The organism is Streptococcus sp. HN38, from assembly GCF_028335765.1.
Taxonomy (GTDB): Bacteria; Bacillota; Bacilli; order Lactobacillales; family Streptococcaceae; genus Streptococcus; species Streptococcus suis_P.
Map to the genome: position 1 here is coordinate 1,719,099 of NZ_CP116604.1, position 19,810 is coordinate 1,738,908.

The window sequence follows — 19,810 nt, forward strand, 5'->3', positions numbered from 1 at the left end:
TACATTTAAGATTTGAAGTGTAAATGGTGTGACGGCTTCTGAAACGTGTCCGTCTGCATCATAGGCATGAAGTTCACGTGTAACAAACCCTGCGCCATTTGCTGTTCCAGCATTGTGTTTCCCTGTGACTCGAACCGTGCTTTCAGTAGCTCCTGAAGTAATGTCAAAGGTCAAGCCTGTTGGCGGGATATGCGTACTACCATTGCCACTTGCATCCACTGTAATAGAGGTAACCCCTTTGTCATCACGAACCGTTACTGGTTCAAGGGCTTTGTTTAACTCGGTATTGTTAAACACATAATAAACCGCACCTGTACCGTTTTCATACCCGGAGTTAACAGTGACGGTTGGGGTCGTATCCACAACGTTCAGAACGTATTCGTGGGTATTTGTTAGCCCTTCGATATCACTACCTGTTACTCTTACGCGGTATGTCTCGCCCACATTTAGATTGGCCGTGCTAAAGTTCTGCATGCCCGCCTTATCCGTCAGCGTAGAGAGAAGATTGCCTTCTGAATCGGTAATTTCAATCTGACTGATAAATGGCGAGTTTGCCTTGCCTGCATTTGACGAACCATCTTCTGGGTCGATGACCTCAACATCCCTTGTCAAGTCAATGGTAGCTGCCTTATCTGCCTTGTCCAACGTCTGGTTAACAGTCGTAACAGACGGTCTTTGGTTGCTTTGGTAGGTGATTCGGACTGGGATATCCTTATAGACCCCTTGGTCTGTCGTGACACGAACCGTTGCAGTCCCATCTGTTTTTGGGATAGCCGTTGTCAACGTCTTCGTGTAGCCGATAGTGCTTCCACCCGTTGATACCGTAACGGCATTTAGCACATCTTGTTCAGACGGGTAATTTTTATAAAGACGGTTTAACAAGGACGTGTTAGCCGTTGCATCCATCACCCAGAGTTTGAAGTTCTGAAGCTGTGTTGCATTTCCAAAAGAATCCGTAAACATCAAACTTCTTGAATACACACCAACCCTGTTAAAGGTCGAACTTGCAGTTCCTGAAAATGCCCCGGTTGACTGGTTGATTATAAAACCTGAATCCGTTTCTTCTAAACGACTCGTTCCATCCGCTTGCGTTCTGTAGAGACGAACACTTGAAAAACCATTCGCATCTGTTGCAGTAACGGGATAAACTGCATTTGTCCTATCCTCTGTCTGAATACTTGTACCCTTAAAGATGGCCATATTGCTAATGCCAGTTCTGGTCGGGGCACTATCGGTAACACTTAGTGTATAGCTAGTCGTTGCCGTCAAGCCTTCCGCATCACTACCTGTCACTTCTACAGTGTAAGTTTTAGTTGGGTCAAGCGTACTGGTATTTATCGTCATCTGACTTGTGTTTGTAATAGTACTTATGACCGTATTTGTCGCATCTTTTAGGACGATTTTTGTAACTGATGGAGTAAGGTTGTTTGCTTCATCCTCAACATCACGTACAGTTACTCCTGTTCTTAGGTCATATGTTGCAACTGCACCCTTGTCTACCGTTCGATTAGCTGCTGTAATCGTAGGAGCTTGGTTAGCTCGGTAGGTAATTGGAACCTGAACGTCCTTATAAACACCTTGATCTGTGGTAACACGTACGGTTGCCGAACCATTTGTCGTAGGAATAGAGCCTATAATCTCTTTTCGAACACCTATACTTTCGCTAGAAGTCCCTTGAATCGTAACCTGATTAAGAACTTGGTTAGCAGTTGGCGTTGTTTTGTAATTTTGTTCTAGACTACCAGCTGTAACATCATAAACATAGAGTTTAAAATCCGTGAGACCAGAAACATTTCCCAGACCATCCGTAAACTCCATGCTCCGACTATAGACGCCTGGATTTCCCTGATAACTTGCTCCTGTTGTGCCAGAGAAGGCTCCTGTTGTCTGATCAATTGTAAAGCCTGATGTTGTATCTTGGTCACCTTTCGTACCGTTCGATCTGGTGATATACAAACGAGCACCTGAAATACCATTTGGATCTGTTGCGGTCACTGGTGTAATGCTTGTTCCCCCATTTGTCAATGCAATCGGAGTGTTCTTGAAAACAGCCATATTGTTAACAACAGTCGTTGTAGGTCCAGTATCGGCAACTCTCAGTGTATAAGTTCCTGTGGTAGTTGCGCCATCATTATCTGCACCAGTTACGCGAACAGTGTAGGTTTTGCCAAGTGTTAGCGTAGAAGTATTAATGCTAGTAGCTGTCATATCCGTGACTGTCTGAACGACACTACCAGTATCATCTAGAACTTCATACTTGGTTACCTTTGGTGAAGTGGTTAAGCGGTCTTGTGATGATCCATCTTCGGCATCCAAAACGACAACTCCTGTTGCTAAGTCATAGGTTGACTGACTTTTATCTGCAACTTGTGCGCTTGATGTCACTGTAGGAGCTTGGTTAGCGCTGTAGTTAATCGGAACCCGAACGTCTTTATAAACACCCTGAGCTGTCGTTACTCGTACAACAGCATATAAGGTCTCCGCAACACCAGTCGAATCTGGGATAGAGATGACACTCTTTGTCACAGTTGTCGTGCTATCTCCCTTATTTACAGTTACCGCATCCATAACCTCCTGATTGGATGGTTTATTCTTATGAGCGCGAGAGAGGGTAGAGGCCGCCGTATCAATAATGTAAAGTCTGAAATTGCCAGATGTTGAACTGTTATTGAGACCATCGGTAAAGGTCATAGTTCGAGTAAAGTAACCAGTACCACTTGCTTGCGAGATTGTCCCGCTTAGGGCACCAGTCGTTGGGTTTACTGAAAGTCCTGCATCACCACTAAGTCTCGCATTTGTAATGGTTTTGGCCTGTTGTTCAATTGTGTTATTAACCCCATTAACAGCATCCCTCTCAGTCGCCACTACTGGTCGGATGCTATTGCTGCCATCTGTTGTTGCAATGGCCGTACCAGCAAAGACAGTGTAATCTGTCACCGATTCAATGGTTGGTGGGTAGTTGATTAGTACGGTTGCTGTTGTACTGATGCCTTCCCCAGTCGTTACCAACACAGGGACAGCTGTCGTCACATTTGCAGCAGGCGGTGTACCTTGTACTTGATAACGCAAGGTTGTCGCCACACCACCCCAAGGATTTTGTTCATCGACCCACCTTTTAGCAACATTTTCAATCTCTGAAGTTGTCGCTAGGACACCTGTCGCTTTATTGACATAGTCACTTGGCACAGCAACGGCAGTTAGCTTGATACCTGGATCAGCATTAAGCCCTGAGTTACGATTCCAAGCACCGTCCACAACAAATGGCCAGCGAGTGAGAAAATCATTTTTATTAGCTTGCAGTTTATTTCCATTAAACAGGTTTGGTTTAATCATTGAGCCAGCAGGCATGTAGATTTCCCACTGGTTGGTTGTACCTGCTTTTTGACGAACTTTAAGACTAACTGCATTACCATTAGCATCTACTAGCTCATTATTGAGGTTATTGCTGTTATCGTTATTTCCTGTATCGTCTGCACGAGATACCCCCCATCTTTGCCAAGTACTTGGATCAGATGCCTCTGTCACTGTTGCAAGGACAAGATCCACCGTCGTCGTTTCACCGTAGAAGAAGTAAACTACGCTTGGATGAGTAACCACTGGTCGCGTCGTATCAGTTGCTCGCGTGCTCGTTCCTTCGGCAACACGCAACATACCGGAAGCTGCTTGGATTTGATTGATACGCCCGGTCAAGGAGATAGCTGCCTGACCTGCCTTTTGGCTCATTGCGTCCACTTCCTCTTGGCTGGCTGATGTGGAAGCTCGTAGTGCCGTTGCCTCAGTTAAAGCAGACTGCGCATTTTGCAAAGCTGTTTGGTAACGTTGGTAACGAGTTGTAGTTGTCGTTGAAGCATCTATCTCTGGTAAGGACAGGGCTTCATTCAAACTCGCCAAGGCATTGTCCAAGTTTGTGTAATCCAAACTATTGGATTGACCGGCTGTCTCAGACTGGCTAGACGAACTGCTGTTCAAACTAGTAGCTAATAACCCTGTTGCAACTTCCGAACTTGCCGTAGCCATAGTAAGGATAGTACTATTGGGCTGCGCTAAAGCACCTGTTGGAGCAAGCAAATCAGTTGAAGACACGTGAGAAAGTCCGCCCTGATTCTCAACAGAGACCAGACTGGACTCAGTCGCCTTACTTCCTGATGGTTCACTACTATTTTCTGAACCTACTACTCCTGTCGAACTTGACTTTCCCTCTACTAGGCTGCCAGAAGTTGACATAGAAACGCTGGTTGAAGCAGATTCTGAAGCTGATGTCGAAGCGGAGGTACTCGCAGAGGTTGATACAGAAACAGAAGCAGACAAACTAGCACTCTCTGAGCTAGATAGACTTACTGAAGCAGACTGGCTGGCACTAACAGAACCCGAGGTGCTGGCACTCCCTATTCCCGATTCACTAGCCGTGGCAGAACCTGTAGTTGATGTAACACTTTCTTCCGAAACCACTTCTGTTAAAACGCTTTCAACAACCACTATATCTTTATCAACAAGGGTGTCTGCCTTGCTATCAACCTGTTGCTCCACTACAGCGACTTGCTCTTCTGCAAAAGTATTCGGCGCAAGGGTCGTCCCAGATATGACCGCCCCCGAGGCTAACAAGGCCTGTAAGTAAGCCAGACGCGAACCTCTCAATTCCTCATTTGTTTCAATAATCGGCAAAGTAACCTTGGCCTGCCCCTTCCCTCTAATCACGCGTAAAAGACTGATTTGGGACAAGACCGTCCGGACCCAGTTCTTACCCGATTTATGCATTTTGACCCTACTTCTACGTCCAATTTCATCAAAATGCTTATTAAATCGTTTTTTGTTCATGAAAACTCCCTAGAAATATTCTTTTTTCTTCACACGTGCATATATATATATATATATATATATGGATGAAATAAAAATCAATTATTATTTTACCATAAGTAAAAAGCTATATCAATAAGAACAACTTTTTGTTTTCTTGTTTTTATACACAATTACAAAAATATTATAGCCAAAACACCTCTTGAATTTCTTCTAAAAAATATTAATTCCCACCAAATATGCTAATGTCTATTTCAAGCAGAATAACGACTTACTTCCTATAAAGAAATAAGGAAAACAGTATACATCTATCGCAGAAGCAAGCCTAAAAATTCAAAAGATATACTGAATAACTATACTATAACTAAAGTAACTAAAAATTAGCTTAATTGAGCCTCTCATTTTTAACTTCTAAAATCACGATTCCACTCAAAAAATGGTAAATTCCAACACAAAACATCTTCTAATTTCTCTATTGATTAAATCGAATAAATGAATAAGAATAAACAAGCACGCCAGCAACTGCTCTTCCCACTCTTGAAAAAAAGACGGATGCCTGCTATAATATCATTAGGATACTACTGCTCACTACCCCACCTGGCCCCTGTCAGTAGAGTTGAATTTTTTCCATTTGATTTCGAATAAATAAGTGGGAGTGGGAAAGAACTCGACTAGTCAACAAAGAGTTCGTTTTCCCACCCCCGCACAGTTGATTAGGTCAGATTTGGAGTGTAATACACGAACAAATCTGCCAATCAACCACTGCGCTGAGATGCTGACACTAACTCTGAGAAGTGTTTTGCCAGACTCTGCCATTAAGAAATCAAATGAAAAGGATGTGGTAGATTGAGACATAGTCGCTTAAAACCAACACAGGATACAGTCGCCAAAAAGATTTTTCAAAACAAGGAAGTCACCAAGGCCTTTGTGTCAGACATTTTAAACCTAGCTGTTACAGAAGTTGAACTCTTGGACGGTCACCAGATTAGCCTGCCCAATGATCATTCGCCCCGCGGTTTCTACACGGTGACGGACATTTTGGTCAAGCTAGACGACGGCACCCAGGTCATTATCGAAATTCAAATTGTCAAGCAAAAATTTTTCATCAACCGCCTGTGGACCTATATCTGTACCCAGGTACATGATAATTTTGAACATGCCCGTCAGGAACACGGTGACACACATACTACTCACGAATGGCTCTATCCTGTTTATGGAATTGCCCTCGTGGAGAAGAATTACTTTGACGATGACCAACCCTTTCACATCTTCTCCCTGCGAGAAGAAAGCACCAATCAAGAACTATTTATCCAACCCAAAAACAGTGACAAACAGCACAGTCTGGTCAAACTCGCCTTTCTGGAATTGGGCAAATACCAGCCCGAAACCATTTCAGAATACGACTTGAAAAAATGGTTTGAATTTTTCGGAAACCGAGACTTCACTATCCAACCAGACAAGATTATTTCACAGGCAGAACATGCCCTAGACTACACAACATGGACCAAGGAGGAACAAGACATGTGGGATAAAGAATTTGACAGAGAAGAACTCTACTACTCTTCCCTACGTGAAGCACGGGAGGAAGCGTGGGAAGAAGCTTGGGGGAAAGCGGAACAAAAAGAACGCCTCCAATTTGCCCAGCGTTTGCTTGCAGATGGTTTAGATAATGATGCGATTGCTCGCTATACAACTCTTCCCCTCTCCCTAGTCGAACAACTTCGTAGTCAATTGGCGACAGGTGGGTAGTTAGGCAGAACATGGACCAAGGAGGAACAAGACATGTGGGATAAAGAATTTGACAGAGAAGAACTCTACTACTCTTCCCTACGTGAAGCACGGGAGGAAGCGTGGGAAGAAGCTTGGGAAGAAGCTTGGGGGAAAGCGGAACAAAAAGAACGCCTGGAATTTGCCCAGCGTTTGCTTGCAGATGGTTTAGATAATGATGCGATTGCTCGCTATACAACTCTTCCCCTCTCCCTAGTCGAACAACTTCGTAGTCAATTGGCGACAGGTCGGTAGTTAGGCAGAACATGGACCAAGGAGGAACAAGATATGTGGGACAGAGAATTTGACAGAGAAGAACTCTACTACTCATCCCTACGTGAGGCACGAGAAGAAGCTTGGGAAGAAGCTTGGGAAGAAGCACGGGAAGAAACTGAACAAAAAGAACGCCTGGAATTTGCCCAGCGTTTATTAGCAGAAGGCTTGGATAATGATATTATTGCTCGCTGTACAACTCTTCCCCTCTCCCTAGTCGAACAACTTCGCAGTCAATTGGTTGCAGGATTTTAAGCGTTTAGAGTGGAACTAAAAACAGTCTAGAAATAGACCATACAACTGAGATTGGGAAGACGAACTCTGAGAAGCGAGGCTGGACTTTCTGCCCTGCCTCAAACTCTTTTTAGTTGTCGATTTCTGATACCACAACTAAAGGAATATAACATTCCCTCCCTATGATAGAATCAAAGCCAAAAAATTTATAACTAGATTACTAGATCTTCCCTAGTAGTCTTTTTCTGTGCTAAAAATTCAGGATATTTCGTTTATTTTTTTAAAATAGCAAAAGTTGCTTTTAATACTTGATATACAGGGACAATGATTGCTTTTTGTGAACCACGTCGACTTCGAATTTGTTATAATCGGCTCTCTAGGGCTTTTTTTTGACAGTGAAAGCAGGTCGGCATAAACATTTCTTCAAATATCCCGTCTTTGACAGTTTTACAAGACAAAAACCTCCCTAACCCTATGCATATCAAGGGTTTAGCGAGGTTTTCTTTTTATATCAAAAATGCGTACTTTTTCTCGATTTTGACGATTGTAAAATTTTTTTCATCTTTTTTTCGCTTAGAATTTGATAATCACTTCTGAATCCAAATGTCTGATGCAGCTGGTCAGTAATAGCCGTCCGAGTGTAGTTAGGTAGATAACCAAAACCAGGCAGATACTTAAAGGTGTATGAACGTAAGGTTTCAATGAGTTCAGTACATGTGAATTGCTTCTGAACCGCCAGCTCTAAGTAACGATAGAGTATAAGAGCAAGAAAGCAAGTTGTAAAGTGAGCAGAAATGCGATCTTCTCGACTTAAATAAACTGGTCTAGCTTTCAATTCATGCTTCATAATACGGAAACATTCTTCAATTTCCCATCTTCTCTGATTAATGGAAACAATGGTCTCAATCGTATCGTCTAAGTTTGTTGTTACCGCATAAATTCCATCAAATCTAGCTTCAGAAACAATTCGTTCTTCATCCAACTCAATAAACGTTTTCTCAGCTATTTCTCCATCCCTTGTTGTCTCTGTTACTTTTAGGAAACGCTTAGGATCTGTAGATTGTTTCTTCTTGTAGTCAGCTGGTTTTCCAATCCATTTTGAGGCACGTTGAATCTGGCGTTCGCGTATCTTTCTTTGGTAATCTCTGTATTTAGCTGAGAAGGTTACAATCAATCGTTGGTCTTCTAGCCCATCTTGTGGTAAGGGGCATTCTTTGTAAAAGACTTGTCTATAGAGAAAGTCTTGATTACTTTCATCTAGTGCAGAAATATCATAGAATGTCTCGGACTTATCTCCCATCAACCGCCAACCTGTAGAAGCTGTAGCCCAGTCTTTGTCTTCTTTCTTTAACTTTTTGATAGATTGAGTTGTGACAAAGGCTCTCCCGCTGATATTATTGTAGCGTTTGTTTCCAATAGAAGATAGTCCAGCATCTGTACAGACCACAAATTGAGCTTTTTCAAAATCCTTGATAATCTTCTTCTCCAAAGGTTTCATAGTCGTTTGTTCATTCGTATTACCAGGTGTGACGGAGAAAGCTAATGGAATTCCTTGAGAATCCATAAACAGCCCCATTTGAACGATTGGATTCGGTCGATGTTCCTTAGAATAGCCATATTGTCTCAGTTGCCCCTCCTCATCTTCTTCCTCAATTTCGAAATAGAAATTTGTACAGTCGTAATAGAGGACATCAGTTTTACGAGAGGAAAGTGCAGTTGAGTTTTTATAGAGTTGTTCTTGAATAAAGTCAGTTTCTTTGGCAATAATTTCTAATCCTCGGTAGAGGTGCTGGAGTTCCAGAGTTTTAGGTTCTAGGAGAGTTTGTGAAAAATGAGCAGTAGACCGTTTAGAGGATGGGAATAGGATTCTGCCGTAGAGGAGACGAGAAAGAATGGTATCTAAGTGAAAACTAAAGTGATACCTCTTCTGAATATCTTGACAGATTTTATCCAATCCCAACTGATAATAGATATTCTGTAGAAATAAATATCCCCCATGATATTCATTTCGTTGATTTTGTTTCAACTGTTTATTCTCATGAAGTTTGACTAATATTTCTTGTTTATCTTCTTTATCAAGTTCGGTTAACTCTTTAGCCCGCAATTTTGCCCATTCCATTGGTTCCATTTCGGGATGTAGCTGTTGAAGAGTTTCATGATTGCCGAGATTTTCGACAATGGTTGATGTCCGTTTGTTTCCGACCTTGATATCTTTGATAATGGCATAGTTGATAGTATTTTTAGATACTGATTTTTTAACTCTCATGGATTCGCACCTCACTCTATTATACCACAGTACGAGAAAGTACGCAATAAAAATGTGCGAGAATTTGACAAAAAAATAGCGTCACATCAACGTTTGTGACACTTTTGGTGGTTTCAAACTGTCAAACTCCCGAGCGGAACTAAAAACAGTCTAGAAATAGACCGTACAACTGGGATTGGGAAGACGAACTCTGAGAAGCGAGGCTGGACTTTCTGCCCAGCCTCAAACTCTTTTTAGTTATCGACTTCTGATACCACAACTAAAGGAATATAACATTCCCTCCCTATGATAGAATCAAAGCCAAAAAATTTATAACTAGATTACTAGATCTTCCCTAGTAGTCTTTTTCTGTGCTAAAAATTCAGGATATTTCGTTTATTTTTTTAAAATAGCAAAAGTTGCTTTTAATACTTGATATACAGGGACAATGATTGCTTTTTGTGAACCACGTCGACTTCGAATTTGTTATAATCGGCTCTCTAGGGCTTTTTTTTGACAGTGAAAGCAGGTCGGCATAAACATTTCTTCAAATATGAATTACCATGTCGAATCTTGCTACTTCCTTTCTTATCAGAACTCTCATTATTACAGAGGCTGGGCTCAAGCCCAGCACCGTTTCTCAAAGTTAGTGTCAACATCTCAGCGCAGAGGTTGATTGGCTTTAACAGTCTGGGAATAGACTGTTTCAGCTCAACAAATAGAAATATAGGCTTGTTGACGAACTCTTCTATGAAGGGTCGAGTTCTTCCCACTCCCACCCAGAAGGCTAAATCTCTAGCAGTTGGAAATAAGGATACGACGTTTCCTCGCACGTCGAAGTAATCAAAGATAAACTGATAATTGACAATAAGAAAAAGGCTGGATCAACCAAGCCTTATCTATTTATCAAAAAAGAATTGAATAATCCTAAAAATAATCAAACCCAAACTAATCAGCACCGAGAGAATAATGATGATATGAAAATCAAAGCCTCTCTTTTTTTTCTTTTTTTTAGGAAGAACATACCGCTCTTCTTCCAAGCGTTGTTCAATTCGTTCTCTCAAAGGATGTTTTCTGGTCATAGTTTCTCCTATCCTATCAAACGCTGATAAGCAGCAACATCAACTAAATTAGCCTCTTCTTCCTGACAAGTCAATAGACGGTTTGCTTCTTCTCCTGACTCAGTCAGAAGATTCTGGATTTTAGCAACTAAGAGCTCTACCTGTAAAGAACTGAAACAATTTTCCTTGGCCACATAGGTCTTGGCGTGAGCAGTTTCACCAAAGGCAAAAATCAACAAACGATGTTCAAAGGCGGTTCGTACTGCCGACAAAATCTCGCCACCATGGTTGATGTCCAAATAAATACTGGTTTTCTGATACAAGTCCCTCACCATATCCATGGAAATATTTGGATAAAGAGTCACATTGGCATGATTGCCAACAGCCATCAGACGACTGGACATCTCTGTGATAGCACCGATATGGAAATGAAGATTTGGTAAACCTGCAATTAAGCTATCCAATTGTTCAATTTGGTCAGAATTGGTTAAAATTAAGGCTTCTGGTTTCAACTTCCTTTTCTCCTTGAAAGGATAGAGGAAGCCCAGATAAACAATCTGTTCTCTCTGTTCTGGACTGGCTAAGTCCAGTAAGCGTTCATAGGTTGCCTTATCCTGTACTACTACTTTAGCCGGTCGTCTGCTCTGCTGATTGAGCAAGAGAAGCATATTACCTGGAATGCTATCATGAATTGGTTCCTGCCAGAAAAGAATATCTTCACCATCTTCATTGAGATAGAAAGTCGTCAAGAAGGATAAACCCAAGCTATTGTAAATAATACGGTCTAACTCAAAACCTGCCTCCTTTAGATAGAAAGCAATCCATTCATGCTTCGTTTTGAAAAAGTAGATACGGTTTTGATAATTCAAAATCAGGTCGCCCGTTTCATGATTTTCAACCAAGACTTCTTGCCCCTTGAGACCATAATAGCTAGTCTGAGTAGCCTGTCCCTGCCTGTCATAACTAGTCTGACCAAAACGAACTCCTTTATCATTGTAACGGTCTGTTACCACAATTCGCCCAGCCTCATCATACCAATCCACTGCATTGATTAAGCGCTTATGGCTTGGATGGGCGTAATGAATCTGGGCACGTTTATTGGCAAAATTATAAATAGCAGCCTGGCTATTATCACCTCGAATTTCCCAAAAAGCCGGAGTTTGTAGTTGATTGAAATACAAGGCATGACCTTCCATCTGCTCATACTGGGTAAAAAAACGATAAGGCGAGGTCACATCGTGAGGTAGAAAACCGTCATCATTAAGGACAATAGTCGGATTATGATAACCCGAGCACAGTAGGGAATAGTGCAAATCCCAACTTCCTTGATGATAGCTATCAAATAAATGAATCATTGTGGACCTCCTCTACTAAGTCTAGCCACTTTTTCTCAATTTCATAGGTTAAAAATTTAGAAGCAATTTGGTAGGAGGCTTCCTGCATGGCCTGACGATTTTCTTGGCTAAAGAAAATGCGAATAGCCTGACAATACTGGGCAACAATTTCCTTCTCATCTTCTACTTGTGGAAAAGGCAAGAGATAGCCATTGAGCCCATCTTGAATAAAGGTCTGGTTGCCATAAGGGGCATCAAAACCAATAAGTGGCAGACCGGCACCGATAGCCTCTAGCAAGGTCAGACCAAAACCTTCACTCTTTGAAGCTGTAAGATAAAGCTCATAATCCTGATAGACCTCTGTCAAATCCTGGTGACCTTTTAGCTGGATATAGTCCTCTGCACCATGCTCCTTAATGATAGTTTCGATTTTACCTTGCTCGCCACCACTGCCATATATGTCAAATGTCAATTCTGGCAGGTGTTTCTTTGCCGCAATCACAGCCTTGGTCAGCCAGTCTACGTGTTTTTCCGTAGCCAAACGTGACGCTGTAATAATGGAGTAAGGTTTTCTCTTTTCCGAACGACGTACACAGTCAATGCTTCCTACTGGTATATCAAGCACACGGGGAACCTTGCCCACATAACGAGCGAACTGTTCTTCTAAAACTTCCTTTTGCCGTTGCGTCGAGGTGATGAAGAAATCAACACTATCTGCATGAACAAACTGGTAGTCATAGAAGTTATTCCAAAGTATCGTTTGGTCCGTCAGGCTATTAGGGCTATAGTGTTCCGCGTGAATGACTACTCCCAGCCTAGCTGGTCCTTTGTTAGCAAAAACAGCCTGTCCTGTACCTGTCGCACGATCCAAGATGACAATATCTTGGGCTGTCAGTTGTAAGTGTTGCATAAAATAGGCAATCCATTCATCCTTGGAAGAAAGGATGGCATCTGGCATGCGGTAAACAGAGTTTTCACCATCAATTACCTCTTCATAGGCAACCGAACCATCTTCATTAAAGTAGCGACGGAGATAGAGATGAGCCCTGTTATCACGGGGAGTGTAGTACTCACTAAAACTTCTCATATAGGTGAAAAAGTCCTTCCGAATCAGCATTCCTCTAGAAACGTATTCGACACGATGTACTAGGTCTTGATCTTCCTGACGCAGATAGGCTGTCAGAAATAAGTCCTGTTCCTCATAGAAGAAACGCACAATCTTCCCGTCCCGTTCTTCTCTAGTAATATTCCCAGCAACATCTTCCCGAAGCTGGTCTAGCGTATAACTAATCGGAGCAATCTTTTGATCCGTGAAAAAAGTGTAGAGCCAGATAATCTCCTTATCCTCAAACCCAATATTTCGGGTCAAGTCAGCCAGAGTATCCTGACCAAAGAAATCGGTAAAAATAAATTTGGCATCCACTCCCTTACGACGAAGAAGTTGAGCCCGATAAGCCTGGGCATATTCTACACCACTACTGGCCCAGCCTATCCCAAGATTGATATTATAGACAGTCATTTACAGCCCTTTCTTAAGCAAAATACACCTGCATCTCTCCCTTTTCCGTATAGGAAACATCGCTCAGAAGGATGTTCTGAAGGATACCGCGTTTGATTTCTTCTTTCATTTTCTGATAACCTTTATAGGCTTCTTGATGGTATTCAAATACTGGATTGCGCTGAGCTACCTGTCTGGCACCTGCGATAATGCGAAGTTGTTGGAGATAGTCCACCTCTTCCACCCAGCATTCATCGATGGCTTTTAGCACAGCCAGACGTTCAAACTGAAGATAATCGGTCGTTAGAAGTTCTTTTTTCCTCTGAATTTCTGCTTCAATGATTCCCAGCAAGAAAGCTCGCACTTGTTTGTGATTCCTTACCTCCAGATGTTCTGGAAAAGCCTGAAAATCGTAGGTAATATGGTCTAAAATATAGCGTTCCAAACTATGAGCTTCTAATATTGGATGGCGTTTAAGGTAGAGGTCAATGTCTTCTTTGGCAAATTGCAAAATATCTAGAGCCTGACTCCGCCCCTCAATAATAGCATCTCTTTCTCTATAAACATAATCCCGTTGGAGTTTGACGCTTTCGTCAAATTGCAGGGTCATGCCCCGTGAGGCTCTTCCAGTACCATCACTAGCCTCTTGAGAGTGTTGTAAGGCTTTCCTGAACCGTTTCCCAGTCAATTCTTGTGGCTTGCTCGGATCCACCAAATCTTTATTCTTCTTATAAAAATCTTGAATCCACTTACCACCATTTTCAATCAGAAGATCATCTTCTAAGCAGGCAAAAAATTGACTAAAACCTGGGTCTCCCTGGCGACCTGAACGACCACGCATTTGCAGGTCCATTCGTTGACTTTTCATCCGTTCTGTCCCTATAACAGCCAGACCACCCAATTCGCGCACACCTGGTCCCAGCTTTATATCCGTTCCACGACCAGCCATATTGGTAGCCACCGTGACTGTTCCTAGCTGGCCAGCTTCCGCCACCATCTGCGCTTCTTTCGCTGCATTATAGGCATTGAGCAAGCTATGGGGAATCCCTTCCAACAAAAGCATTTCCGAATAAATCTCTGACATATTGACCGATCCTGTTACCAGAAGGATGGGTTGACCTGTCGCATGGATTTTCTTCACCAAGTCCAAAGAAGCAGTAATTTTTTCAGGCATGGTCGTATAAATCTTGTCCGGATAATCCTTGCGAATGACAGGCTTGTTGGTCGGAATTTGAATCACTTCCATGTTATAGGTTTCGATAAATTCCGCTTCTGCGGTCTTACCCGTTCCTGTCATTCCAGCCAGCTTATCAAACATCAAGAAAAGATTTTGGTAGGTCACTGACGCAATCGAACGCATTTCCGGAGTGACCTTGACCCCTTCTTTTTGTTCAATAGCCTGATGAATGCCCCCCTGTAGCCTGGTTCCAGTCAGCACACGCCCGTCCGTCTTGTCCAGCAATTTCACCTCATCATCTTGGATAACATAATTCTTTCCTAAAGTGTATAACTTATGGGCCTGCAGGGCCAAGATGACATGACGGACCAATTCCGCATGATCAATATCAAACAATTCCTGCGAACTAAAATAACGCTCTGCCTCATCCATTCCTGCCTGGGTCAACCAAACTTCTCCGTGCTCTCGGTTATAGTAATAGCCCACGCCCTCTTTCAAACCAGTAACGAAATGATCAGCAATAGCATAAAGGTTAGACTGCACACGGGGAGAGCCTGAAACAATCAAAGGTGTTTGGGCTGTGTCTAGCAAGACAGCATCTGCTTCATCAATAATGGCATAATGAAAAGGGCGCAGGTATTTATTATTCTTATGGGTCGCCAGATTCTCAAAGAGATAATCAAAACCTAAACTACCATTGGTCGTATAAACAATGTCCGCCGCATAGATGTCTTTCTTAGTGAGAGCAGCTTTGGTGGTCCGATCATCCGAATCATCCACACCACAAGCCACTGTCAATCCCAAAAAATGATAGACCGCTCCCATCTCTTCTGCATCACGACGCGCTAAATAGCCACTGGTCGTTACCAGCATAACACTCTTGCCTTCTAAAGCATTGAGATAGAGAGGCATGGTAGCTGTTAGGGTTTTGCCCTCGCCCGTCTTCATCTCCGCAATATTGCCCTCGTGAAGAACAATGGCTCCCATTACTTGAACAGGATAGGGAAACATGCCCAAGACACGCTTGGCCGCCTCGCGAACCAAGGCATAGGCCTCCACCATGAGATCATCCAAGCTAGCACCAGCTGCCAATCTCGCTTTGAACTCCTGAGTTTTAGCTCGCATTTCAGCATCCGTCAGGTCTGCCATCTCCTCTTTTAAGCTATCAATTTCTGTAAAAATCCTCTTCAATCTCTTTAAACGATAATAATCCATAGAGAAAAATTGTCGGAGTTTTTTCATTCGTTCAAGAACCGTCCTTGTCTAAAAATTGCTGGATAAGGAATCGGAGGGGATGAACCAGAGAAGAAACAAAACCTTCACTGACATCCTTCCTCTCTTCTCTCTCCCTCCTAGCACGCTTTATCAAATCCTCTACATGCGAAAGGGAAATCCCTTGTTCTTCCAAAAGTGAATGATAGGTCTCAATAGGATAAAATACCGAACTTAGAAACAAGCCAGCCGGTTTTATTTTCTCGCTATAGTAAGCAGCTGCTAGATTCCCTCTTGGCCCATAAGCAAAAAACTGAACCCTTGCTTCCGGGTGTCTAGCCACACAATCCATGATAAATTGCTCCGTTTGAAGATGGAACATGGACACATCGTCAGCTCTATCAGAAACAAAGACTATATCACCTAGCCTGTCTATACATTCTGCAAACAAATCCTTCTCATAGTACACATCTTCAGGATGCTCCAGAAAAACAATATGTAAGCGAGAAGAACTTGTAGGATTACATTTTTCTTCCAAAAAAATCAACTCTTCCTGAGGGGAGAAGACCGATTGCAACAAAATAGAGCGAAAGGTCAAACGTTCACAACCAGCATTCAACAAGGCAATCTCGTAGGAATAAGCTTCCTTGGGATAGGTAAAAGATGCTTTCTTATCTTTTAAAATCTCAAATCCCAGCTCTTTTCCAAAACGATCAAAAAACACCACGCGCAATTAAATACTCCCCTGAGGATAGGCCTCCGCATCCAGAATCAACTGGTAGTTGGCTCCCTTTTTCAAAATAGGAAGAGTCGGGGTCTGCCGCTTGGCCTGGAAATTGGTCCGAGAATACCAGTGCTTTATTTCAAAACTTGGAGGCATGAGGGGATTTTCAAAAGAAATAGCCTCTTTTTCAAAATCAATCCGACTCCCATACGAATAGGTGTCTTGTGCAAAATGGTTCCACTTAATCTCTAACCGCACACTATCTTCTCCTATTAAAATCCTTGTACAGCATATCATAATACTGCTTGATAAACCAACCAGAAGTTGCAGCACTACCATCTAGGTGGCGACCTGAGTAACCTCTACCCAAAATAGTCGCTCCCGTTTCCTTACTGGTTCGAACCAAATTTTCAAAAGCAGCCGCATCATAATCATCTTCTTTCATGTAGACCACCGCAAATTTTGTCGAGGCATAGACTCCTTCTTCCATCAAGGTCCAAAAACGCTGGTTGAGCCTGTCTGCTGCTTCTTGATCCATGGACTGATAGGTTGAATATAACAAATCCAAGGACGTTGGAAATCCACCAGGCCTGTGTAAACGCTCAGCTAAAGCCATATCCCCCAAGCTCAAAAGGGGCTTGCTAATCACAATCCCATGAGGTTTTAATTTGGCTCCATAGTAGGAAGCACCAAAAGTACCCATGGACATGCCGGATAGGATCAATTGACTGGAATCAAAACCTAGAAAATCCAAAGCTTCTTCTATCTTGCCTTGAATCTTATCTTCCAGTTCCTGACTTCCCAAATAGAAGGCCCCACCATCCAATCTTGGATCACAAATCAGCATAAAGGGTGTTTTCAAGCCTTTCATCATCCAAAAACCTTCAAAGCCTTCGGCAGTACGAAAACCTGAGAAATAAACACAGAGGGGTGGTTTAAAATCAGCAGGGTCAAAGTAAGTAAAAATCTCCTGGAGCTGATGGTCGACAAGCCGTTGTCCGCCCAAGATAAACTCACCCAATCCATTCCTTCCCCAACGATAGTGAAGGTCACCGATTTCTACTCTTCCAACACCTTTAGCTAAGATAGAAATGAAGAGATAGCCATCTATATCAGCATCGATGACAACCTGATCCTTCAAGCTATCCCCATCAAATTCCCACTGCTGATAAATTTGACTGGTAGCCCCATTTGGGATGAGCCGAACAAGCATTCGGATGTCAGTCGTAGAAGCATGACTGTGCTCTAAAAATAAATTCAAAAACTGCCATTCACCATAGGGAATATTGTAACGAAAGAAGGCCAACTGCTGAAAATCGTCCCCAAATTCCCCTTCAAAAGTCATGTATTTCCGCCCCTGCATGTGAACCTTGCCTGAAAAATTGGGGGAAACTTCCATATCACTAATATGAACCTTGGCACCATATTGTCCAACAAATAATCCCTTGGATAGGGTATGAACAAAAGCCTCTTTTTCTCTAGGATTATAGGCTTGAGCCATGACCTTTTTTAAAAACTGCTGGAGCCATTCCGACGTGTTCCAACCTGCTGGATAAAAAATCTCATAAACCTTAAACAGTTCACAAACCTTTTTCACAGTCCCTGGGTATATTTCATCAGCTAAAACAAGGACAGCATACTGAGGATAAGCATCCAGTTTTTTCTGTAAAAGCTCTACTTCTTCTTCCAAGGTTTCCAGTAGCAGATTCTCCTCCTGGACTTTCTCAGCTTTCTTATTTTTTTCAGTTTCCTCTAACAAGCTTGCCAACCGTTTTCTTGTTTTCTCTAATCTAGACCTATCCTTTTTCGCAGCATCAATCTGACCAAGCAGGATGTCCAAATCATCTAGAGAATAATAATGCCATTCTAACTTTTCAGAGATGGCTACTTCTTCCCGCCAATTCTTTCCACCAACTTGTAAAATAGCTATTTTATTTCCCATTAGTTTATTTTTTCTTTCACTTTTTCTACTAGGACACCACTTGTATATTCCGAAATTTTTTGAACAGAATGAATGAGCGACTTATTCCAATTGGTCAGACCTGCTAGGTAGAAATCGATACCTGCTAGTAGGCCTCCATCCCTGAAAAGAATAAAACCATTCTTCATATGTTCAACAAATTCTGTCTCCACTCGATTGATTTGAGGAATACCAGAACTAATCCCTGCAATTTGGGTATACAAATCTGGCTCTTCTGCCAAATCAATAATCAATCGAACATATTGAAAGGCTTGAATAATCTCATTTTCGCTATGTAAAAAGGACAGCTTGATGCGACTCTCCTGACTTTCTGAATCTCCAAATTCGAACATCTGTCCTTCTTCTTTTTCAAAAAACAGATAGGGTTCCGACCTGGTTTCTAGAAATTCTTCTAAATCTTGACTAAGATTTTTGACCGTTTCTTGGTTTGTCTGATAAGACACCAGATGCAGATGCATATCCTCGTATTCTTCCATCCTGTTAAAGAGCACTTCCAAGCAAGCCTGGTACTCGTCTGGGCTTAAACCATCCAATAAAAAGTAAACTTCTAGTTCTTTCAAACGTTGGCTCTTACCCAAGGCCAAACGGGTATCAAACAAGGACAAATGATGGACTGGAGCAATCTTAAATGTTGACAAGTAATCAGCTGTCTTCTTACTATCCGTAAGAACCAAGTCAGCCATAGCCAACATGGATAGTAACCGTTCTGTCTGATTCAATGGAAAACGTTGACCAAAAAACGATAGAACAACCTTTTGGCTACCCTTGGCCTTCATGACCACATCATAGTGCTGAGGAGAGGCCGTTAAAAAGATATGGGCCTCCTCTGAACTACTTTTCAGATAATAAGCCAAACGTTCTTGAACCAATTCTTCCATGTTCTCATAGAATGCTTTATCCGAGATGGCCGTTTCCAATTGAGGATTGATTTCAATATGTTGGTCATTGTCCCCTAAAAATTCCCGAATTCTCCACCTGCCGTCTAAGCCCAAATAATCCTGATAGAGGGGCTGCCAATCCTGGTAGTAAAGAATACTTGATACAAAGCCCCGATCATCAAAGACCATTTTCTTGAACAAACTCCCCTTGTCAAAGAAACTAATCCAAATAACCTGACCCGATTCACCAAATTCGATCTGGGCATAGACTTCTCCACCTAAGAGAGCAAGAGCTAGGAAAGGGCTATTGACAAATTCAATCCCCTGTGGCCAGTCAAAATCCAGATAATCAATCACTGCTCCCTGATAGTCTCCAATTCCTTGCAACTGATCGAAAAGAGACCAGGTATCCACCTCAAACAAATCGTAACGGTGCTTGTAATACCGAAGATTGGGCATATAATTCAAGATGAGCAGTCGATTCTTTTCTCCTGCCGCTTCGAACATGCGCAACTGATTGATGGTGTCATCAAAACGAGCGGTCGACCACATATTGTACCAGTTATTGGTATTATCATACCAAGTCCTCTGTTCTGGATACCAAGCTGGAATAAAGTAATGTGTCATACATT

Annotated in this window: 10 protein-coding genes and 2 pseudogenes; 3 read left to right on the forward strand and 9 right to left on the reverse strand. The window is 42.3% G+C overall.

The window, feature by feature from the left end:
- Window positions 1-4,623: 4,623 nt before the first annotated feature.
- Window positions 4,624-4,815: pseudogene (locus PHA78_RS12605) on the reverse strand (KxYKxGKxW signal peptide domain-containing protein); the annotation flags it as partial.
- An 825-nt stretch (window positions 4,816-5,640) separates the two neighbouring features.
- Here PHA78_RS12605 and PHA78_RS08250 point away from each other — a divergent pair.
- From PHA78_RS08250 to PHA78_RS08260, 3 genes are read left to right on the forward strand one after another with little or no spacing between them, the layout of a single operon-like run.
- Window positions 5,641-6,543 carry an Rpn family recombination-promoting nuclease/putative transposase gene (locus tag PHA78_RS08250; RefSeq protein WP_272157964.1) on the forward strand — a complete coding sequence of 301 codons (903 nt, stop codon included), beginning with the start codon at window positions 5,641-5,643 and terminating at the stop codon, window positions 6,541-6,543.
- A gap of 33 nt (window positions 6,544-6,576) precedes the next feature.
- Window positions 6,577-6,816: a hypothetical protein gene (locus tag PHA78_RS08255; protein ID WP_024378903.1), complete on the forward strand. Its 240-nt coding sequence runs from the start codon at window positions 6,577-6,579 to the stop codon at window positions 6,814-6,816.
- 33 nt (window positions 6,817-6,849) lie between these two features.
- Window positions 6,850-7,089: a hypothetical protein gene (locus PHA78_RS08260; RefSeq protein ID WP_024378902.1), complete on the forward strand. Its 240-nt coding sequence runs from the start codon at window positions 6,850-6,852 to the stop codon at window positions 7,087-7,089.
- Between the two features lie 490 nt (window positions 7,090-7,579).
- Here the strand turns inward: PHA78_RS08260 and PHA78_RS08265 are convergent, their stop codons facing one another.
- The 8 genes and pseudogenes from PHA78_RS08265 to asp1 form a co-directional block, all read right to left on the reverse strand.
- A complete protein-coding gene (locus PHA78_RS08265) occupies window positions 7,580-9,334 on the reverse strand; it encodes an IS1634 family transposase (RefSeq protein ID WP_029175660.1) in 1,755 nt (584 codons plus the stop codon).
- Between the two features lie 878 nt (window positions 9,335-10,212).
- Window positions 10,213-10,395, reverse strand: coding sequence for a hypothetical protein (locus PHA78_RS08270; protein WP_024376351.1), 183 nt, complete (start codon window positions 10,393-10,395; stop codon window positions 10,213-10,215).
- A gap of 8 nt (window positions 10,396-10,403) precedes the next feature.
- Window positions 10,404-11,729: an accessory Sec system glycosylation chaperone GtfB gene (gene gtfB, locus PHA78_RS08275; RefSeq protein ID WP_105157039.1), complete on the reverse strand. Its 1,326-nt coding sequence runs from the start codon at window positions 11,727-11,729 to the stop codon at window positions 10,404-10,406.
- On the reverse strand, window positions 11,713-13,227 hold the full coding sequence (gtfA, locus tag PHA78_RS08280; protein ID WP_029185222.1) for an accessory Sec system glycosyltransferase GtfA: 1,515 nt from the start codon (window positions 13,225-13,227) through the stop codon (window positions 11,713-11,715). The genes gtfB and gtfA overlap by 17 nt, the downstream gene beginning before the upstream one ends.
- Window positions 13,228-13,240: 13 nt before the next feature.
- On the reverse strand, window positions 13,241-15,625 hold the full coding sequence (gene secA2 / locus PHA78_RS08285) for an accessory Sec system translocase SecA2 (RefSeq protein WP_024415861.1): 2,385 nt from the start codon (window positions 15,623-15,625) through the stop codon (window positions 13,241-13,243).
- A 4-nt stretch (window positions 15,626-15,629) separates the two neighbouring features.
- A pseudogene (gene asp3 / locus PHA78_RS08290) lies at window positions 15,630-16,658 on the reverse strand (accessory Sec system protein Asp3).
- Complete coding sequence (asp2, locus tag PHA78_RS08295; protein ID WP_272157965.1) at window positions 16,579-18,261, reverse strand: accessory Sec system protein Asp2; 1,683 nt, start codon at window positions 18,259-18,261, stop codon at window positions 16,579-16,581. The pseudogene asp3 and the gene asp2 overlap by 80 nt, the downstream one beginning before the upstream one ends.
- Window positions 18,261-19,805: an accessory Sec system protein Asp1 gene (asp1, locus tag PHA78_RS08300; protein WP_272157966.1), complete on the reverse strand. Its 1,545-nt coding sequence runs from the start codon at window positions 19,803-19,805 to the stop codon at window positions 18,261-18,263. The genes asp2 and asp1 overlap by 1 nt, the downstream gene beginning before the upstream one ends.
- Window positions 19,806-19,810: the final 5 nt, after the last annotated feature.